The sequence below is a fragment of the Paraburkholderia sp. BL27I4N3 genome (assembly GCF_003386115.1).
In the GTDB taxonomy this organism is placed as follows: Bacteria; Pseudomonadota; Gammaproteobacteria; order Burkholderiales; family Burkholderiaceae; genus Paraburkholderia.
In genome coordinates this window covers 1,579,000-1,597,866 of record NZ_QREJ01000001.1, presented here as the reverse complement: position 1 = coordinate 1,597,866, position 18,867 = coordinate 1,579,000, and the positions used below count along the sequence as shown (strand labels likewise).

The 18,867-nt window shown below is 62.6% G+C and carries 16 protein-coding genes and 5 pseudogenes; 19 read left to right on the top strand and 2 right to left on the bottom strand.

What is annotated here, in order from left to right:
* Window positions 1-146 precede the first annotated feature (146 nt).
* Together B0G71_RS07215 and B0G71_RS07210 are read left to right on the top strand one after the other, a co-directional pair.
* A pseudogene (locus B0G71_RS07215) lies at window positions 147-1,767 on the top strand (oleate hydratase).
* A gap of 75 nt (window positions 1,768-1,842) precedes the next feature.
* Window positions 1,843-2,151, top strand: a pseudogene (locus B0G71_RS07210) (divalent metal cation transporter); the annotation flags it as partial.
* 29 nt (window positions 2,152-2,180) lie between these two features.
* Here B0G71_RS07210 and B0G71_RS07205 read toward each other — a convergent pair.
* Window positions 2,181-2,597 (bottom strand): annotated as a pseudogene (locus tag B0G71_RS07205) (transposase); the annotation flags it as partial.
* A 306-nt stretch (window positions 2,598-2,903) separates the two neighbouring features.
* A pseudogene (locus tag B0G71_RS07200) lies at window positions 2,904-3,361 on the bottom strand (IS110 family transposase); the annotation flags it as partial.
* A 59-nt stretch (window positions 3,362-3,420) separates the two neighbouring features.
* Here B0G71_RS07200 and B0G71_RS41850 point away from each other — a divergent pair.
* The 17 genes and pseudogenes from B0G71_RS41850 to B0G71_RS07110 all read left to right on the top strand — a co-directional run.
* Window positions 3,421-4,301, top strand: a pseudogene (locus B0G71_RS41850) (IS3 family transposase); the annotation flags it as partial.
* A 325-nt stretch (window positions 4,302-4,626) separates the two neighbouring features.
* Window positions 4,627-5,859 (top strand): integrase arm-type DNA-binding domain-containing protein, encoded by a 1,233-nt coding sequence (locus B0G71_RS07185; RefSeq protein ID WP_116140731.1) that lies wholly within the window; start codon window positions 4,627-4,629, stop codon window positions 5,857-5,859.
* Window positions 5,860-6,289: 430 nt separating this feature from the next.
* Window positions 6,290-6,760, top strand: coding sequence for a hypothetical protein (locus B0G71_RS07180; protein WP_116140729.1), 471 nt, complete (start codon window positions 6,290-6,292; stop codon window positions 6,758-6,760).
* Window positions 6,761-6,894: 134 nt separating this feature from the next.
* Window positions 6,895-9,441: an ATP-binding protein gene (locus B0G71_RS07175; protein WP_181916734.1), complete on the top strand. Its 2,547-nt coding sequence runs from the start codon at window positions 6,895-6,897 to the stop codon at window positions 9,439-9,441.
* Between the two features lie 9 nt (window positions 9,442-9,450).
* Window positions 9,451-10,005, top strand: a complete 555-nt coding sequence (locus tag B0G71_RS07170) for a Pvc16 family protein (RefSeq protein WP_116140725.1) — start codon at window positions 9,451-9,453, stop codon at window positions 10,003-10,005.
* 10 nt (window positions 10,006-10,015) lie between these two features.
* A complete protein-coding gene (locus tag B0G71_RS07165; RefSeq protein WP_116140723.1) occupies window positions 10,016-10,804 on the top strand; it encodes a hypothetical protein in 789 nt (262 codons plus the stop codon).
* A gap of 25 nt (window positions 10,805-10,829) precedes the next feature.
* On the top strand, window positions 10,830-11,852 hold the full coding sequence (locus tag B0G71_RS07160) for a hypothetical protein (protein ID WP_116140721.1): 1,023 nt from the start codon (window positions 10,830-10,832) through the stop codon (window positions 11,850-11,852).
* Between the two features lie 33 nt (window positions 11,853-11,885).
* Window positions 11,886-13,460 (top strand): phage tail sheath family protein, encoded by a 1,575-nt coding sequence (locus tag B0G71_RS07155; RefSeq protein WP_258875515.1) that lies wholly within the window; start codon window positions 11,886-11,888, stop codon window positions 13,458-13,460.
* A gap of 10 nt (window positions 13,461-13,470) precedes the next feature.
* Complete coding sequence (locus B0G71_RS07150) at window positions 13,471-13,911, top strand: phage tail protein (protein ID WP_116140717.1); 441 nt, start codon at window positions 13,471-13,473, stop codon at window positions 13,909-13,911.
* A 36-nt stretch (window positions 13,912-13,947) separates the two neighbouring features.
* Window positions 13,948-14,358 carry a hypothetical protein gene (locus B0G71_RS07145; RefSeq protein ID WP_258875514.1) on the top strand — a complete coding sequence of 137 codons (411 nt, stop codon included), beginning with the start codon at window positions 13,948-13,950 and terminating at the stop codon, window positions 14,356-14,358.
* Complete coding sequence (locus B0G71_RS07140; RefSeq protein ID WP_116140715.1) at window positions 14,355-14,543, top strand: DUF6760 family protein; 189 nt, start codon at window positions 14,355-14,357, stop codon at window positions 14,541-14,543. The genes B0G71_RS07145 and B0G71_RS07140 overlap by 4 nt, the downstream gene beginning before the upstream one ends.
* A 3-nt stretch (window positions 14,544-14,546) precedes the next feature.
* On the top strand, window positions 14,547-14,969 hold the full coding sequence (locus B0G71_RS07135) for a phage tail protein (RefSeq protein ID WP_116140713.1): 423 nt from the start codon (window positions 14,547-14,549) through the stop codon (window positions 14,967-14,969).
* Between the two features lie 5 nt (window positions 14,970-14,974).
* Window positions 14,975-16,162 (top strand): hypothetical protein, encoded by a 1,188-nt coding sequence (locus B0G71_RS07130; RefSeq protein WP_116140712.1) that lies wholly within the window; start codon window positions 14,975-14,977, stop codon window positions 16,160-16,162.
* 11 nt (window positions 16,163-16,173) lie between these two features.
* Window positions 16,174-16,845 carry a LysM peptidoglycan-binding domain-containing protein gene (locus tag B0G71_RS07125; RefSeq protein ID WP_116140710.1) on the top strand — a complete coding sequence of 224 codons (672 nt, stop codon included), beginning with the start codon at window positions 16,174-16,176 and terminating at the stop codon, window positions 16,843-16,845.
* The gene (locus B0G71_RS07120; RefSeq protein WP_116140708.1) at window positions 16,823-17,926 is read left to right on the top strand and encodes a phage late control D family protein; all 1,104 of its coding nucleotides are present in this window, start codon (window positions 16,823-16,825) and stop codon (window positions 17,924-17,926) included. The genes B0G71_RS07125 and B0G71_RS07120 overlap by 23 nt, the downstream gene beginning before the upstream one ends.
* On the top strand, window positions 17,923-18,561 hold the full coding sequence (locus B0G71_RS07115) for a phage baseplate assembly protein V (RefSeq protein WP_116140706.1): 639 nt from the start codon (window positions 17,923-17,925) through the stop codon (window positions 18,559-18,561). The genes B0G71_RS07120 and B0G71_RS07115 overlap by 4 nt, the downstream gene beginning before the upstream one ends.
* A gap of 7 nt (window positions 18,562-18,568) precedes the next feature.
* Window positions 18,569-18,862, top strand: coding sequence for a PAAR domain-containing protein (locus tag B0G71_RS07110; RefSeq protein ID WP_116140704.1), 294 nt, complete (start codon window positions 18,569-18,571; stop codon window positions 18,860-18,862).
* Window positions 18,863-18,867 lie beyond the last annotated feature (5 nt).

Below are 18,867 nucleotides of genomic sequence, written 5' to 3'. Positions count from 1 at the left end.
CTTTTTTGCCAGGCATGCGTGTGGATCACTTGCACTGCATTGGCGAGCCCCGTCGCGCTCTGTTGATCCAACTCAACGAGCCTTCCCGCTGCGCGGGTATGGTCCAAGCAATACATCCAAGGCCATCACCCTACGGGGAGCACGACATGAATAATTCCGAATACTCTGGCATGCATCCTGTCGCGGGTCAGGGCCGCGATAAAGCGATCGCATCCGGCCATTTCTATCTCGTCGGCGGCGGTATCGCTTCGCTGGCGGCCGCGGCGTTTTTGATTCGCGACGCCGACGTACCCGGCTGCCGCATCATGATCCTCGAAGCGCTCGACAAACCGGGCGGCAGCCTCGACGGCGCCGGCACGCCACAGGGAGGCTACGTCGTGCGCGGCGGCCGCATGCTCGAGAGCAAGTATCTGTGCACCTACGATCTGTTCGATTCAATTCCCACGCTTGACGGCCGCATCAGCGTCACGAAGGAAATCTTCGACTGGAACGAGACGAGCCGCACTTGCTCGAAGGCTCGGCTCATACGCAACGGCCAGCGCGAAGACGCGCCCCCTTACTGGCTCGCCGAAACGCACCTGCTCACACTCGGCCGTCTTTCGCTCGAACCGGAAGCCCAGCTCGGCGGCAGCCGGATTTCCGACCACTTCGAGCCGGACTTTTTCGAAACCAATTTCTGGTATATGTGGTGCACGACGTTCGCCTTCCAGCCTTGGCATAGCGCCGCCGAATTCCGGCGTTATCTGCTGCGTTTCGCGCATATGACGTCGGGCTTCAACCAGTTGCACGGCATCATGCGCACGGTCTACAATCAGTATGATTCGATGGTGCGGCCGCTGCGCAAATGGCTCGATGACCACGGGGTGAGATTTCGCACCAACACGCGGGTCATCGATCTGCGCTATGACGAAAGCGGTGAACTGAATCGGGTGGCAGGCATCGTCTGCGAACATGAAAGCCGTCGCGTCGAGATTCCAGTCGGTGCGGCGGACAAGGTCATCGTCACGCTCGGGTCAATGACGGCAGGGTCGAGCCTCGGCGGCACGAACCGCCCTGCCGTGTTCAATCATAACGACAGCAGCGGCGCGTGGGCGCTCTGGAAAACCATCGCAGCAGGACGAGCCGAATTCGGCCATCCATCCGTTTTCGCCGACCATGTCGAAGAATCCAAATGGCTGTCTTTTACAGCGACGTTGCATGATCCGACGCTGTTCCGCCTGATCCGTGATCTGACGGGCAACGTGCCCGGCGAAGGTGGCCTGATTACCTTTCCCCAATCGAACTGGCTCGTCTCGATCGTGCTGCCGCACCAGCCGCATTTCCTGGGGCAGCCGAAAGGTGTCGAGGTGTTCTGGGGTTGCGGGCTTTTCGTCGACCGGCCGGGCAATTTCATCGCCAAGCCGATGGCCGGATGCACGGGCCGCGAAATCATGACGGAACTTCTCGGTCATCTGAACGTTCAGGCGGAAGCCCCGAATATTCTCGACGACGCGATCTGCATTCCGTGCCTGATGCCCTTCATCACCAGCCCGTTCCTGCGGCGCAAGCGCGGCGACCGGCCGCAAGTGATGCCCGAAGGCTGGGCAAACCTCGCGTTCGTCGGACAGTTTTGCGAGTTGCCGAACGACGTCGTGTTCACCGTCGAATATTCGGTTCGCTCGGCGCAGACAGCTGTGTACACGCTGCAGAACCGCTCCGGCAGTGTACAAAGGCCAGCACGATCCGCGCGTGGTGTATAGCGCGGCCTCCGCGTTGCACAGGCACTAACCGGCAATGCTGGTTTTGCGCCGTGTGCGGCCGCCCTCACACGCCGTGCGGCACGCGCATGTTCAGGAGAGCGCCGTGGAACTCGAGGCAACACAGCGAAAACGCCCGGGCGCGCTACTCGCACGACTCAAGGAACACTCGCTCGCGCGCATCGGCCTCGGCCTCATCACGGGCGTCGCCGACGACGATCCAGGCGGCATCGCCACATATTCGCAGGCCGGTGCGCAATTCGGTCTGAGCATGCTGTGGACGATGCCGTTCGCGTTTCCGTTAATGGCGGCCGTCCAGGCGAGGTGCGCCAGTCTGGGCCGCGTGACCGGCAAGGGCCTGGCCGCCAACATCAAGGAGGCGTTTCCGGGTTCTGTCGCGCTAACGATTACGGCTTGAGAAAAGCGTGATATCAGTAGTACTGCTTAAGCTGCCAACGAGTAGAATTGTTCGGCTGCAGTCGAGGTGACGCCATCGACACGCATCTGCCCCTTGCGGATCATGTGTGCGATCTCTATGCCAGACAGGATGATGCGCGCACAGCGGAAATCCTTGAACCCCAGCATCGGTTTGATGATGCGTTTGATGGCACGGTGATCCTGCTCGACGACGTTGTTCAGGTATTTGTTTTGACGAACCTTGATTGGTGTTAAACGCTCGGCATTGAGTGCTTCAAGCGCAGCCAGATTGGCGCCGCTCCTGTCCATGGTGATTGTCTCGGGCTCGCCGTTCTGTTCAATCGCCTTCTCGAAGTAGCGGCGCGCCGCGGTTTTGTCCCGATGGGCGCGCAGCAGGAAATCCACCGTGTTACGTGTCTTGTCGACGGCACGGCACAAGGGCTTCCCCGTTGAGCGCAAGCTCAATCGAGGTTCGCGTTAATACATGCTGCAATGCCACGTCGGCGCGCGTGAGAGGGTGAAGGACTGCTGTACTACAACCGGTCATGTTGGGCCGCTGGCCCGGACCCTGATGAAAGACGCGCGCAAGGACCTCATTCGTTGGGCGGGATAGAAATCCCCGTTTCTCTGACAGGTATGCCTTGCGCGGGGTCCAACCCGCTTCACATCACCGCTGGCAGTGCAAAGTGATCGTTTATCCGCTCATGATGACTATCGTTGGTCGTCGGTGTTTGGTCAGGCGCGACGACTTCACGCTGCGGCCGGTTCGTGCTTGAAATCCTCGCCGTAATTTAGCATTGCCCAAGCCGTTCTCGCATCCTTGGCCGCAATCGCGACTGCCGCACGCCAGTAGCCGCGGCGTTCCACCAGGCTGCGTACCCAGCGGCTGAACCGGTCCTGCTTCTCGCCGAGACTGGCGATCACGGCGCGCGCCCCGAGCACCAGCAGGCTGCGCAGGTAGGCGTCGCCTGCCTTCGTGATGCTGCCCAGCCGCGCCTTGCCGCCGCTGCGTGCTGGCCGGGCGTCAGGCCAAGCCATGCAGCCACCTGGCGACCGTTCCTGAAATCATGTCCGGCACCGATGCTCGCAAGCAATGCGCTTGCGGTGGTCGGACCGATGCCGCGCAGTAGCATGAGTCGCTTGCTGCGTTCGCCCTCACGCGCGATCTCCCTGATCGCGCGGTCGTATTCGGCCAACCGGTCCTCAATGAGGTAGCCTGATTTTTTAAGACACTCCTTTTTGATAAACTTTATCAATGGGAGCACAGATGACGAAACCAAGAACATACACACCAGAGCTTCGTGAAGAAGCTGTAAAGCTTGTGCTTGCACAGGGCCTGACGCTGGATGAAGCGGCGAAGCGAATTGCCATTCCGATGGGGACTTTGGCCACGTGGGTCAAAGCAGCCAAGCTTGGCAATGGCGCCGTGACGGCGCCAGGCAGTCGTACGGTTGCCGAATTAGAAGCCGAGGTAGCCAGACTACGTAGGGAACTGGCGGAGACCAAGATGGAGCGAGATATCGTAAAAAAAGCGGCAGCGTATTTTGCGCAGGAGTCGCTGCCAAATACGCGGTCATGAATACGATGCGACTCGATTATCCGATTGCTGTCCTGTGCCGTGCCTTTAAGGTTTCGCGCAGCGGCTTCTATGCCTGGTCTAAAGGTAAGCTGTCTCCACGTGCGCAGGTTGATGAACGCCTGAAAGTCGCCATCAAGGCTGTGCACAAGCAGAGCCGCGAGACCTATGGCACGCGACGCGTGCAGCCTGAGCTTGAGGCACAAGGCTTTATAGCCGGCCGCGACCGCATCGCTCGCCGGCGCCGAGAGCTCAATCTGCGGTGTAAGCAGAAGCGCAAATTCAAAGCGACGACGAATTCGAATCACAACTTGCCTGTCGCCGACAATCTGCTGAACCAGACGTTCGCGCCAACGCGGCCAAACGAAGCCTGGGTGACAGACATCACCTATTGTGCCACCGACGAGGGATGGCTCTACGTCGCCGGCATTAAGGACGTCTTCACCTGTGAGTTAGTTGGATACGCCATGAGTGAGCGCATGACGCAAGGACTCACGGCGCAAGCTCTGTGGCGTGCTGTGCGCAACAAACGCCCCGAGAAAGGCCTGATTCATCATTCGGACGTGGGAGCCACAACCATCACTGTAACGTCGAACCCCAGCGTTGTATTTACGCAAAAAATGGCACGAATTTAAAGCCCGCCGCAAATGAGTACATCAATGAGTACGCTACGAAGGAAGAACAACAAAAAATCCTTTAAACTCAATATGCTATAAGACGAACATGAGTCCTCTCCTGGGCACCATCAGTTGTTCCGGCGTAAGCCGCGGTAGTCCGAGAAACCCCGTAAGATCAATATCTTACGGGGTTTTTTGTTCTCCACAGATCCCTTGCGTTCCACTGACATCGACGATTTTTGCGTATACTGTTGCGTATACCAGATTCGGGGGCAAACTCATGCCCAGACGTGTCAAACCGAAGTCAGAGTTAGTGTTCCGTGCCGCCAAAACGCGCGCCCGTTCCTACCTTCTCGCGGATGGAAACGGACTCGCCCTGAGGGTCCAGCCGAACGGCACCAAAACCTGGCTGTTCCGCTATCGACGACCGAGCACGGGCAAGGAAAACTTCCACAGCCTCGGCCCTTACCCCGATATCACGCTCACTGATGCACGACGGTCGGCCACTACCGCACGCAATCTCGTACGCGAAGGCATCGATCCGGTTGCATATCGCCAGGCCGAGTCCATCGCTCGCAAACGCATGGCCGAAGGCGCCTTCCATCTCGTAGCCCAGCGCTGGCTCGACTTCAAACGCAAGGAATGGGCGGACGAAACCTACCGCAAGGCAGAGTTTGTCGTGCGCGAATACCTGACTCCCGCACTTCGCAACAAGCCCATTTCCACGCTTGCCACGCCAGAGGTCAAGCCCGTACTCGAAGCAATTGCCTCTCATGCGCCTAACCTCGCGACCAAGGCACGGCAGTATGTCGGTGGCATCGTGACGTACGCGGTCCAGAACGGACTGCGCGAAGATGGTGCCGCCTTAACACTGCGCGGCGTTGTTCCTCGCCACAGGAAAGGCCATATACCAGCGATCACCAAGCCTGCGGACATTGCGCCGCTTGTTCTTGCTATCGATGCCTACAAGTCGCCCATTACCCGCGCCGCCCTCAAGCTCACCATGCTGACCGGCCTTCGCCCCGGCGTGGTTGCAGCGGTGCCGTGGACCGAGGTGAACCTCGAGACAGCTGAATGGCATGTTGCAGCCGAGCGGATGAAAATGCGGCACGATCACATCGTGCCATTGCCGAAGCAGGCCGTCGCCGTCCTGAACGAGTTGCAGTCACTCACCGGTAAGGGACACTACGTCTTTCCGTCCCCTGCTCGTCAAAAGACCCCTCATTTACATCGAGATGCGTTGAGCAAAGCACTGCGGGAGATGGGATTTCAAGGAAAACACGCGACGCACGGCTTCCGGGGCATGCTCCGCACGGTCGGACGAGAGCGACTCGGGATGGACATCGATGTACTCGAAGCGCAACTGGCACACGCCAAGCGTGGCGATGTGCAAAAGGCCTACGATAGAACAACTTTTGACGATGATCGTCGCCGGGTCATGCAGGAGTGGGCCGACTATATCGATCGGTTAAGCATGTTAACGACCGAAGCAGGATCAAGCACGCAGCGCTGAGGGCCACACCACTCGATTGTCGATCTCATGGCGCGAGCCCTGTGGGGACGGGGTTTCCGCCTGGTCATGTGGTGTCGATACCGTCGACGATACCGAAAATTATGCTCGGCAGTTGTCGGCTGTCGTGGGAACTCCATGGAAGGTCATTGCCCGCTTGGTTTGAAAAAACGCGAACACACACAGCCTCTTCGTCATTTTGCGAGTGCGATACCGTCACTGATACCGTCAGCCTCTTTCGAACGCGCTCCTCGATACAGTGACAACCGCAGGGCGGATTAAGAGACCCCCGGTAAACGGGGTAGCGGTTTGAGGCAGTCCATGACTCAAGCTTCCGCTGTGGACAGCATTGAATCGGGCCCTGATGGCCGCCGATGTTGGGGCATTTCAAGTGTCCCTTGTTTGACTTGACGACAATTTGGAGATTGGAGACATGGTGCCCAAGCGGATGGGCGACGAAGGAAGCGTCCTGATCTTGCTGAGGGGATTGAATACGCCCCTGCAGGCCTTGTCTGGCAAGGCATCAAGCGAATTCGATTCTTTGGATACATCGAAAAATACAACAGAGCGTGATATCACCGCAACTGTTGGGGAGTGGCAACGAAAATCCGACCACGCAACCCATGCGAAATGCATCGCCGCCTTCCTTGCTCGGAACCCACCGGAGACCCGCAGCGTGTTTCCTTCTGCGCAGGAGCACAAGAATCAAAGCACCTTCAATAATATCCGCGGGTTCTGGCTAACGGTCGACCGGCGGACGAGCAAAACCACTCTTGCTTACTGCAGATCTCCTGACGCTTACCTGCGAGGACGGACCTTTCGCGCTACGCGTCTCGACCCCGACGTTGCAATCGACCGAGTTCCTTCGTACCCACTAACTCGCGGTGCTGCGCGCGACCAATAGATCCATTCGCGCATCGATCCATGTGGTCCGTTTGGCCGATCGCGATACTGGACCGTAATCGGCGCCATGTAGCCGATATGCACCGTTATCACAGCGCGGGACACTGCGTAACACACCTTCGTGCGAGACGCAGAATGTCTCCTCTCCGCGTTCTTGTAGTCCAGGCCGAGACCGACGTGCTCGCCGACGCCATTGCGCAAGCCTTGAGCCGGGCGCCGGAAGTCGCCTTGGTTTCGCCGTTTGCTGTCCCAATCGAGCGGTTGGACGACATGCTCGCCGATGGCGTTGCCGACATTGAAGTCATGATTGCGATCGGCAACGTTCTGACGGGCCTCACGGATAAGTGGCTGAGCAAATATCCCCATTTAGTGCTGTCCCACGTCGCCATTTCGCCGGATGTAGTGCATATCAAGGTCCGCAATATCGGTCTCCACCAGATGCTGCTAGCGCTGCGCGCGCTCGCGAGGAGCCCGGCGCGGCATCCATCCAGGCGGCGGCTCGAATATCGCCTCGTGGCGAGCACCACCTCTGCGTCGCACTTCGGCGGGGAAGTCATCGAGATGCAGCGGGACGGACGACCTCTACATCGTGCGGTTATCGAATGGCTCGACAAGCAGTTACTGCGCCACTGCGGAACCAGCACCACGGACTCAGACGAAGTCCGAGGCCTCTCACGAAGCGCGTTTTCGATCCAGGCCCAGCTCATGTCGCAAGCTGACGCCAACGAACGCGTACCCCGAGACGCCCGACTGGACGAATCGACTGCGTTGCTCCTCACGGCGATCGACAACGCCGCCACTTCCGGTGAGCCGCTCGGCATGCTCTTCTCCGCCTTGGGTCTCACGCAGCTCGAGATGTGCGCGTTGCTGATAGCGCTTGCTCCTGAACTGGATCAGAAATATCAAACGGTGTTCGGATTTCTGCACGACGACCTCACCCGACGCGCCGCGTCGCTGGGCCTGATCTGCGCGGTGCTGGGCGAGCCTTCTGAAATACGCCACGAACTGGGCGGCTCGTGTGGCCTGCTCTACTGGCGCCTCATTACCAGTAGCAACACGCTGCCCTGCTCCGAAGATATGATCCGAGTCGACGCCCCGGTCGTAGACTGGCTACTTGGCAACGACAGCGCGTTGCTGGAAGAAGCCGAGCGCAGCGGCCTCACGCGCACTACTCCGTGGCCCGGTGCCGGCTGGATGCACCATCCGGACGACACCTTGTCGCGAGAGAAGCTCGCGGCACGCCTGACCGGCGCCAGAGGACAAGACACCTGGGTTGCCCTGTGCGGACCCGACGCGGATGGCTGGAGCGCGCTGCTCGAGTCAGTCGCGGCCGATGCGGGACTGAGGTTGCTACGCATTTCGCTGGGCGAATTGACGAAACTCGAGCCTGGGCAGCGTCGCGACTCAGTCACGAGCCTCGTGCGCGCCGCGCTCCTGCTCGGGTGTCTTCCGGTGGTCGATGCGACGGACCCAAATCCAACTGACGTCGATCTGCGGGCGCTCGCGGAACTGCGCGACGCGCTCGAACGAGCCCGCAGGTTCGGCGTCATTGTGTCGATGGACGTTGGACGCTTCGCCGGCACGCTGCCGCTCGCCAGCAATGGCGTCCTTTATCGGCCCGCATCCAGCCCCGCGCGGTTGGGCGCCGCACTCAGCACAGCCGCGCACGAAATCGGCATCGATCTGCCGGCGGCGGACGCCGAGCGTCTCGCGCGCTCGACGCCGCCGCGTTTCGCCGTCATTCACGATGCGATGCGGCTGGCGCAGGCCAACACGACGGACGGCGGATCCGGCGATGCGGATACCACGTCCATCTCCGCTTGCCTCCGCAACGTCAGCGCGCCGCGGCTGCCTCGCTTCGCGCGACGCGTCGTACCAGTCGTCGGTCTTGATCAGGTCATCCTGCCAGAAGACCGGCGCGCGCAACTCGATGAACTGGTGGCGCACGTCGAGCATGCATCGCTGGTCCTCGGTGAATGGGGATTCGAGTCCGGACGCACGCCCTCGCGCGGGATCGCGGCGCTTTTCTGCGGCGCGAGCGGCACAGGCAAGAGCATGGCCGCGGAAGCGGTCGCGCACGCCTTGCATACGGACGCCTGGCTGGTCGATCTAGCCCAGGTCGTCAGCAAGTACATCGGTGAATCCGAGAAGAACCTCGACATCGTCTTCTCGGAGGCGGAGCAAGCCGGGGCCGTACTCGTCTTCAACGAGGCCGACGTGCTGTTCAGCAAGCGCGGCGAAGTCAGGGACGCGCACGATCGCTACGCCAATATGGAGGTCGCGTACCTGCTTCAGCGCATGGAGCAGTTCTCCGGCCTCGCGGTGCTCACCACGAATTTCCGTCAGAACGTCGATCAGGCGTTCCTGCGGCGGCTGCGTTTTGTCGTCGAGTTTCCCAAGCCGGACGCGCGAGCCCGCGAGGCCATCTGGCAGCAGTGCCTGCCGGCAAGCGCGCCGCGTGCGGCGGATGTGGACTGCCGCTTCCTCGCACGGCGCCTGGAGTTGACGGGAGGAAGCATCGCGCAGATCACGCTGCGCGCCGCGTTTGCGGCCGCGCAGGAACAATGCAAGGAGATTGGCCTGCGGCACATTCTCGCCGCTACGCGCGCCGAGTTGCTCAAGTTCGGCATGGTCAGCGTCGAGCGCGATCTCGCCGCATTCGAAGCCAGTTGCGCTGCCTAGGAGCACGCCATGGACGCCCAAGCTATCAAGGCCGTGACGAGCGCGTTCCAGCAGCGGCTTCAGACTGTCATCAACAACGTTTTCGTCGGACCGCTCGACGACCCCGGCGCGGCGGATGCAACCGCCGTCCTGTTCCTGTACCGGGTCGCGGTGAACGCCGACCTTCGCAATGCGCTGCATCAGCCTTCGCCGTCGCCGCAGGATCCGATGCCGGAGGAGCGCGACGGTGGCCTGCCGCTCGATCTGTATTACCTCTTGACGGCCGGCAGCGCACGCACGGGAGGGGAGCTGGAAACGCTCGCCACCCTCGGCGAGGCGATTCAGAACCTGAACGACGTACCCTACCTGGTCGGTTCGGCGGTCGGCAACGAGATCGTGCGGCTGTCGCTCGATACCGTATCGAGCGACGAGATGGGACGCATCTGGACACTCTTTCCTACGGCGAACTATCGCACCTCGGTGGTTTATCTCGCCACGCCGGTCTGGATCGACCGCGCCGCGGTGGTGACGCCGGCCGGACCCGTGTTCAGCGAGCCGCATCGTTTCGGCCCGATCACAGCTTAGGACGTCAGCCATGAGCATGCCGACCGCCAATCTGAGCGACACGCCGAACCGCAAGGTGCTCTACGCCGTCGAGCTGTGGGACGCCCTCACGCTCACGCGCGTCACACGCGGCGTGAAAGTCGCGGCCGCCGGGCTGCGGAACGCGCCAATCGTCAGTTTGTCGGGACGCTTCGTCTGGTTTGAGGAAAACGAAGCGTGGCCGGATCACATCACGGTCACGCTGCTCCCCGGCGCGCCTTACGCGCCGGTGCCGCCGGTCGCGACGCTGCCGCGTCCGGCCAATCTCGAAGTGCCGCACGTCGCAGAACGCCTGCAGTCGCTCGTGTTGCAACCCGACGCGACGTATCCGCTGGGTGACGGCGTCACCTGCCTGCGTGGACGGCTGACGACTGACACGAAACTGGACAAGCCGCCTCCGGTTGCCGGCGCGCGCGTCCAGCTCGCCTGGAGCGACGCGGACGAAGAGAAGTGGAAGCCCGACGCGCCGCCCGCGGATGCCGGGTCAGCCGCGCTCGCGGCGCTGCCGGTCACCACCGCGAGCGGCGATTTCGTCGCGTTCATACCGCGCGCTTCAGCACCGACCTCAAACACCGCGGCGGATGGCACATTCCCCGCCCGGCTGGTGTTTCTGATCGGCCAGGCACCGGCGTCGCGGCTTGTGACACCGAAAGATTTTCAATTCGTCGACGATGCCGGCGGAGCACCCAGGCAGCCTGTCGTCCCGAAAGGCCATCTGCCTGAAGGGCGCGCATTGCCGCAGACGTTGATCATCGGGCTGACTCAGCTCGCGAAGCTCTGATTGTCGAACCCGCAAGGAGGGTCTCATGGTTCAGTTACCCGACGATTTGGCGCCACGCACTCAGGCGCCCGCATGTCAATCCATCAAGGATCTGCAGCAAAAGGTCACTGCGGAGCTCAATCGCATCGCAGCGAAGGACCTTGCTGGGCTCAAGGCGGAGATCGACAAGTTCGTGGCCGGCGAGGATGCACTCGTCTCCGACTACGCGGCGAAGTATCCCGCGCTGCGCGAGCGCTGGTGCAGCCAGCATCAGCAGATCGTGCAGCTCCACTCCGCTTTGCTCTGCGCGTTCCCCGGGCAGGACTGGAAAGCGCTGGTGTCGACTTGCATCTGCGCACTCAAGCACGAGCTTCACTGCCAGCAGCAGATCATCACCGCGCGGCAGCGTTGCGGCACGGGCAAGCTGGAGCGCGCGAGCAACGCCGCGCTGGCGCGCTACAACGCGGCCAAGGCGAATCTGGACGCGATGAGCGCCAATGCCGCCGGCATCGATAAGGCATTGACCAGCACAGACGGGATGATCACCGATATCAAGTCACTCGTCTCGACGCCCGGGCAGGCCGTTGTCTTGTACCTCTTCTATTTCCTGTTGTTGCCGCTGCATCGCAGCTTGATGCCCGACGACGTTTCCGACACGGTTCGGCACTTCGCCGCCACTGAGACGCCACAGGCGTTATGCCAGACCGTCTACGCCCAGGCCTGTCCGCCCGAGGACGGCGCCTGCACGCCGCCGCAGGACCAGCAGGGTCAAGCTTGCCAGTCGGGGCAACAGACACAACCCGCTGTGCGCCGTGCGGCGCCCTGGCTCGTTGCACCCGCGGCCTATCAGGCAGAACTGGAGTGCACCTGGGAGGCGTACCACACGGCCAAGGATGACTACGCAACAGCCCAGTCCCAATTTCAAAGCAATCCTGACGATATTGCTTCACTCACCGCCGCGCTCACTGTCGCGCAGGCCGCGCTCGACGCGAATATCCGTGCCTGCCTCGGCAAGGCGCAGCCCAACGCGAAGGGATGCTGCCAGCACGACGCGAATACCGCTTCCTAGGAGCCGATCATGACAACGTACCTGACGCCGGGTGTGTACATCGAAGAGATCGAGCGCGGACCGCGTCCGATCGAAGGCGTGCCAACCAGTATCGCCGCGTTTCTTGGCGAAACCGAGCGTGGACCGCTCATGCCCCGGCTCGTGACGAGCTATCGCGATTTCCAGCGCTGGTTCGGGGGCGTGTTCGGCACAGGCAATCAATTCCTGCCTTATGCGGTCAACGGGTTCTTCGAGAACGGCGGCCAGGATCTTTACGTTTGCCGGATAGTCGGACCGGACGCGGTATACGCTTCGCTGACCTTCGGCGCCTACATAGCGCAGGCCGTGGGTCCGGGATCGCGTGGCAACAACGTATGGCTCTCCGTCAGCGCGAGCACGACTCAGATACCCGATCCCAATGACAAGGCGAAGCGCGTACCGGTTGGGTTCAAGATCACCGCGGCGTACTGGTCGAATCCCCCCGATAAGTTCACAGGATTCGACCCGTTTGACAACAAGAACTGGAAACTGACGCCGCGGCCCGATTTCGCGGAAGTGTTCGACGACCTGGTGATCGATCCAACTTCAACTGACTACTTCGACAAGCGTCTGCGCGGCAACGCGGCACTGATCAGGTTCACGTGCCCACCAGGCGTCAGTGCGCTGCCAGACATGTCGAAGCCTGGCATGCTCCAGCTCACGGGCGGCCAGGACGCCACCAAGCCACTCACCTCAGCGGACTTCGCCGGCACGGCGACGCCACCCATCGCGCCGCCGGCTGGCGAGGTGCAGTCTGTGCAAGGCCTCGCCGCGCTGCTGCTCGACTCCTATCGGGATGTTTCGCTGGTGTACGCGCCGTATCCGGTGAGCGCCCAGGTCGACGTAGCGCAAGCAGTCATCCTCCATTGCGAGCAGAGCCGATTCCGTTTCGCGGCTGTCGACTGCGCCCCGCACGTGAGCGATACCACCATTCTGCAGCCAAGGAACCTCATCGATGACTCCGAGTACGCCGCGCTCTACTACCCCTGGTTGTGGATCGCCGACCCAGAGAACGGTGCCCGCACCCTGGTGCCGCCTGGTGGCTACGCGCTGGGCGTCTACGCCCGGGTGGATTCCGATCGAGGGGTCTTCAAGGCGCCCGCCAACGAACCGCCGCGCGGCGCGACCTCGCTGGAGTACGACATCAATGACGCGACCCAGGCAACCCTTAACCCACAAGGCGTCAACGTCATCCGCAATTTCCCAGGGCGCGGCATCCTGATCTGGGGCGCGCGCACGATCTCGTCGGACAGCTTGTGGAAGTACGTCAGCGTGCGGCGGCTCTTCATTTTTCTCGAACGCTCGATTTATGAAGGTACGCAGTGGGTCGTGTTCGAGCCAAACGATCCGCGCCTTTGGGTACGCGTAAAGGACAGCGTGCGTCTGTTCCTGCTCACACAGTGGCGCGCCGGCGCACTCTTTGGCGATACCGAGGAGCAGGCGTTTTTCATCACCTGCAACCGTAGCACGATGACACAGGACGACATCCTGAACGGCAGGCTCATCTGCGAGATCGGCATCGCGCCGGTCCGGCCCGCGGAGTTCGTCATCTTCCGCATCTTCCAGAACACCGCAGATCCGCAACATTAAGGGGGGCGCCATGGACTCGACTCGCAAGGACCCGCTACGCAATTTCCGCTTCCGGCTTGAAATTCTCGGCATCAGCAAGGGCAGTTTCAGCGAGGTGACGATCGGCGAGACGACGACCGAGGCCGTCGACTATCGGGAAGGAACGGACCCTCCCCACGCCCGCAAGCTCGACGGCTTGACCAAGTACGGAAACATCGTGCTCAAGCGCGGCATCACGGACTCGACCGATCTGAGCGACTGGGCCGCCGCGATCATTGCCGGCAAGATCCAGAGCAACCGCCAGACCGTCACCATCTACGTGATGGACGAGACCGGCGCCGACAAGGCCCGCTTCGTGGTGGCCGACGCGTGGCCCGTCAAGTATCAGCCAGGCGCGCTCAACGGCAAGGGTAACGAAGTGATCATCGAAACGCTGGAATTGGCCCACGAGGGCTATACGCGGCAGTCCTGACGTTGGACCATCCGCGCAACACAACGAGGTGCGAGCATGCAAACGCGACCGAATGGAAGCTTCCAGACCGAAGCGGAATTCACACTCCCGAAAGGCTATCTCGACGCGACCGGCATTCTGCACCGCAAAGGTGTGATGCGGCTCGCAACGGCGGCCGACGAGATCCTGCCGCTGCGCGACGTGCGCGTGCAGCAGAATCCCGCCTACCTCGCGATCATCGTGCTGGCCCGCGTCGTGACCCGGCTGGGCGAGCTGTCCGACATCGACACGAAGACGATCGAAGGGCTCTACGCGTCCGACCTCGATTATCTCCAGCGGCTTTACGAACGGCTCAACAGTGGCGAGGCCGATGCGCCCCTCGACACGGCGAACCCCGTGCCCATCTCCGCCGAGTCCATCCGTCCCGCCATGCAATCCAGAGGATTCCGAACTGTGGGGGAGTCGTGAGCGTCTACCCTGCCCGGCAACTGCGCGAGGAAATGGCGTTCATCGCCCTCCATTTTCACTGGGGGCGGCACGAAGTCCTCTCGCTGGAGCACGCGGAGCGGCGCGCGTGGTGCCGGGAGATCTCGGCGATCAATCGCACGCTCGACGGGGCGACGCCCAATCCCTTCGAAGACTTCGAGGAGTGACGGATGGACCGCAACGATCCGTACCGGGGATTCCGCTTTCGGGTGGAGTTCGACCAGGTCCAGCACGGCGGCTTCAGCCGCGTGAAGGGACTCACGCGCGAGACGCGGGTCGAGGTTCGGCGCGAAGGCGGCGTCAATGATTTCGAGTACCGCTTCGCGACGCTCACCTCTTACGGCAACCTCATTCTCGAGCGCGGTCTCGCCGACGACTTCCTGTGGACGTGGCAGGAGGATGTCGCGCAGGGACGCGTCCAGCGGCGCACCCTGACCGTCGGCCTGCACGACTCGCTCGATCAGGAGGTTTGGCGCTGGTTAATCCGCGCGGCCTTCCCGGTCAAATGGTCGGTGAGCGATCTCGACGCGGCGAACAACCAGGTGCTGGTTGAAAGCGTGGAGTTCGCGCATCACGGTTTCGGCACGGGCTGATCATCATGCACACGATGTCGCTCCCCACCTTTGTCCCGCGCATCCGACCCCGGCGCTTCAACACCGTGTCGAACCGGACCGCAGGCGCGCGCGTACCCCGCTCGCCCGGCGGTGCGCCGAACTCTCTCGCGTGGGTCTTGCAACCGCTTGCGCTCGTCTGGGCGCGGCGGCGGCGCGCGAGCGTGATGCGCATCGTCGAGCGCGTCAGCGCCGCGCCCGCGCTGCCGCGTGCGCATATCGTCGAGTCAAGACTTGCGATGCTCGCGAGCGAGCCGCGCGCAAGCGCCTCCAACCCGCCAGCGCAGATGCGCCGGATGCGCGACGTGCCCGACATGCGTGACAGCCGCCCGGCAGTGCTTCCCGCCAGCGCGCCGCGCGCGGCGCGGGTTCACTTCCAGCAAACGGCACATGAACGTGCCATGCGCGCGCGGGACGAGAAAATTCGTCCACAGCCGCATGGTGTGGCGCCTTTGCCACCGGCAGCGGGCGCTCACCGGCCGTTACTCAGCGAGGCAGCGAGCGTTACGCCGCCGTCCGGCGCGAAGCTCGCGCTGAGGCAAGGCACACGGTCATGGACGATTTCGCGCGCAACAGTCAAGGAGATAGCGACATCGGCCACGTCGACACGGTCCACCATGTGGTCTTCGCGATTCGTTCCGATCTATCGCTCGCTATCGCACTCGGCCACATCGCAAAGCGAACGGGATATCGAGCCGCGCGCGAGCGTGCAGCCGGTTGGCGCATCCTTGCCGCAACGTGCGGGAGAAATCGTTGATCTCCCTGGCTTCGCGGCCAACGGCATCCACTATCCGGCGCGCCGGTTCGTGCCCTTGCCGGATGTACGCATGCCAACGCGCGCCAGCGATACGCAGCCATCACGCGCGCCGCTCGAACTCGCGAGACGCACGAGCGCGCCCGAACTGGTCTGGCGCACCACCGCGGCGGCGACACGCCGCGACGACACACCGGCAATGCGCGAGAGCGCAAGCCGAGCCGCGCAGCACAAACGTGCATCCGCCATGCCAGCGGCGCCGTCAGCCGCGCTCGATACACCGCTCGCCAGCGTCGCAGCCGACGCGCGCAGAGCGCAGCCGCTGCCCATCGACACCGCCGCGATCGAGCGGCTCGCCAACGACGTCATGAACCGCATCGAACGCAAAATGCGCATCGAGCGGCAACGGCGCGGCCTTTAGGAGAACGCTTCATGCCGCTCGAAAAAGCCACGATCGACATACTCGAAGGCTCGAGCGCGGGCGATGCGATCCGCGTGATGTTCAACCCGTATGAATACAGCATCGATCGCGCCAACACCTACAAGGCGACCGCCATTCCCGGCCTCGGCGGCCCGCTGATCCAGTTCATCAACGGCGAAGCGAAAACCCTGTCGATGGAGCTCTTCGTCGACGACTACACCGATCCCACTACGCCCAACGGGAAGAGCGTGCAGGAAACGCTGGACAGCATTTCGAACCTGCTGGAAATCGACCGCGATCTGCACGCGCCGCCGCCAGTCCGCTTCGTCTGGGGCAAGCTGGCGTTCAAGGCGATCATCGAAAAGCTCTCCACGAAGGTCACGCTGTTTCAGCCCGACGGCACGCCGGCACGCGCGACGATGGCCGTCTCGTTCAAGGAATACCGGACGCTGCCCGAACTGATCGTCGATCCGCGTCTGCAGTCGGCGGACAAGAGCAAGCGGCGCGTGATGGTCGGATCGGACAGCCTGTGGGCCATGGCGGCGCGCGAATACGGTGACCCCGCGCAGTGGCGCGTCATCGCCAGCGCCAATGATCTCGACGACCCGTGCGACATCCGTCCGGGTGACTGGGTGCTGGTGCCTCCTCTGGAGACAGGCAATGGATCTCGCGGCAGTCTCTGAGCGCAACGGTGCGTTCTACGCCCCGGCGTTCCGCATCGCCGTCGACGGCAAGCCGCTCATCCAGACGCTTGCGATCGGCGTGAGCCAGGTGGAGGTCGATCTGTCGCTGAGCGCGGCGGGCCGCTTCAGCTTCACGGTGATCGACACCTTCGACATGAAGCAGCGCGCTTTCCTCTCGGGCTATGGCGAGCCCGTGCTCGACATTCTCCGGTTCGGCGCGCGCGTCGAGATCGCGATGGGCTACGGCCAGCTGTCGTCGCTCACGACCTTGATCTCCGGGATCGTCACCGAAGTGACCACCTCGTTTCCCGACAGCGGCACGCCCGAGTTGAGCGTGGCCGGTTTCGACGACCTGTTCGCGCTGACGCTCGGTAAGCGGGCGCGCAGTTGGAAGAACGCGCGCGACAGCGACGTGGTGAGTGCGATTGCCAGCGAATACACGTTGCGCGCGAGCGTGTCCGACACCACCGAGAAACACGCGCAAACCGAGCAGAACCAGGAGAGCGATCTCGAATTCATCAAGAAGCTGGCCGAGCGCAACCACTACGAGTTTTACGTCGATACGCAACGCATGCTGCATTTCGCACTGCCTAGCGATCGTAAGGACGGCATCCTGAATCTGAATTGGGGCGCCGGGCTGCTGAACTTCAAGCCCGAAGCGAACCTGGCCGCGCAGGTGTCGAAGGTCCAGGTCTATGGCTGGGATCCGGACAACAAGCGGGCGTTCGTCGGGCAGGCGCAGGCGGGCGAGGAGTCGGGCCACGATCCACGCCGACTGAGCGGCGGCGAGCGCCTGCGCGGCGCGCTCAACCGCGACGTCGTGCTGCAGTTGCGCCAACCCGTCTTCACGGAAGCGGAGGCGAGGCAGCGCGCGCTCGCCGTGCTCGACGACCATGCCAAGCAGTTCGTCACCGGCGAGGCGGAATGCTTCGGCGTGCCCGATCTGTTGCCCGACACCAATGTCACGCTCGGCAATCTCGGCAACCCTTTCTCGAAGACCTATTACGTGCAGCAAGCCACGCACAAGGTCGATTCCGGCGGCTACCGCACCCGGCTCAAGGTCAAGGAGACATCGCTATGAACATGTTGGCCTCTGTTCCCACGGAAACCGCGCTCGAAGCCGGCGGCCACGCCAAGGGCGTCGCCATCGCGGTCGTCAGCCAGAACCAGGACGACGCCGGCATGGGACGCGTGAGGGTCCGGTACCCGTGGCATGCCGCGTCGGAGGAGAGCTACTGGGCGCGCATGGCCGCGCCCATGAGTGGGCCCAATCGTGGCTTTTACTTCCTGCCGGAGATCGGCGACGAGGTGCTGGTGGCGTTCGAGCGCGGCGACCTGCGGTTTCCGTACATCGTCGGGGCGCTCTGGAATGGTCAGGACAAGGCGCCGCAATCCAATAGCGACGGCAAGAACGACATCCGCCAGATCCGCACGCGCGCCGGCCACAAGCTCACCTTCGACGACGGCGCGCAAGAGCGCGTGCAACTCGAACTGAGCGACGGCAAGCGGCTTACGTTCGACGATCAAGGCATCACGCTCGACGACGCGAACGGCAGCAGCGTCGTCATCGACAGCAAGAGCGGCACGGTGACCATCAGCGCGGCCATGAGCCTGTCGCTCAAGGCGCCGCGTATTTCGATTGAAGCCACCACGACGATGGATATCAGCGCCAACGGCAGACTCGCCGCACGCGGCGCGACCATCGAACTGAACTGAGGATGCGATGCCACTTCCAGCCGCCCGCGTGGGAGACATGACGAGCCACGGCACGCCGCTCGAAGGTCCAGGCATGGTGACCGTGCTGATCCAGTCGCAGCCTGCCTGGCGCGCGGACGTCGATTACCACGCGTGCCCGCTCGCCAACGGCCTGCAACCGCACGTTGGCGGCATGGTAGCGATCGGCAGCGCGACCGTGCTGATCGGCGGCATGCCCGCCGCGCGCATGACCGATGTGATTCAGGAACTGGGCGGGCCGAATCCGATTCTGACCGGCTGCCCGACGGTGCTCATCGGCTAACAGGG

Excerpts from the sequence above, each read along its gene's own strand:
- B0G71_RS07185 (WP_116140731.1), top strand. The coding sequence starts at position 4,627 with ATGCCCAGACGTGTCAAACCGAAGTCAGAGTTAGTGTTCCGTGCCGCC.
- B0G71_RS07180 (WP_116140729.1), top strand. The coding sequence starts at position 6,290 with ATGGTGCCCAAGCGGATGGGCGACGAAGGAAGCGTCCTGATCTTGCTG.
- B0G71_RS07175 (WP_181916734.1), top strand. The coding sequence starts at position 6,895 with ATGTCTCCTCTCCGCGTTCTTGTAGTCCAGGCCGAGACCGACGTGCTC.
- B0G71_RS07170 (WP_116140725.1), top strand. The coding sequence starts at position 9,451 with ATGGACGCCCAAGCTATCAAGGCCGTGACGAGCGCGTTCCAGCAGCGG.
- B0G71_RS07165 (WP_116140723.1), top strand. The coding sequence starts at position 10,016 with ATGAGCATGCCGACCGCCAATCTGAGCGACACGCCGAACCGCAAGGTG.
- B0G71_RS07160 (WP_116140721.1), top strand. The coding sequence starts at position 10,830 with ATGGTTCAGTTACCCGACGATTTGGCGCCACGCACTCAGGCGCCCGCA.
- B0G71_RS07150 (WP_116140717.1), top strand. The coding sequence starts at position 13,471 with ATGGACTCGACTCGCAAGGACCCGCTACGCAATTTCCGCTTCCGGCTT.
- B0G71_RS07145 (WP_258875514.1), top strand. The coding sequence starts at position 13,948 with ATGCAAACGCGACCGAATGGAAGCTTCCAGACCGAAGCGGAATTCACA.
- B0G71_RS07135 (WP_116140713.1), top strand. The coding sequence starts at position 14,547 with ATGGACCGCAACGATCCGTACCGGGGATTCCGCTTTCGGGTGGAGTTC.
- B0G71_RS07130 (WP_116140712.1), top strand. The coding sequence starts at position 14,975 with ATGCACACGATGTCGCTCCCCACCTTTGTCCCGCGCATCCGACCCCGG.
- B0G71_RS07125 (WP_116140710.1), top strand. The coding sequence starts at position 16,174 with ATGCCGCTCGAAAAAGCCACGATCGACATACTCGAAGGCTCGAGCGCG.
- B0G71_RS07120 (WP_116140708.1), top strand. The coding sequence starts at position 16,823 with ATGGATCTCGCGGCAGTCTCTGAGCGCAACGGTGCGTTCTACGCCCCG.
- B0G71_RS07115 (WP_116140706.1), top strand. The coding sequence starts at position 17,923 with ATGAACATGTTGGCCTCTGTTCCCACGGAAACCGCGCTCGAAGCCGGC.
- B0G71_RS07110 (WP_116140704.1), top strand. The coding sequence starts at position 18,569 with ATGCCACTTCCAGCCGCCCGCGTGGGAGACATGACGAGCCACGGCACG.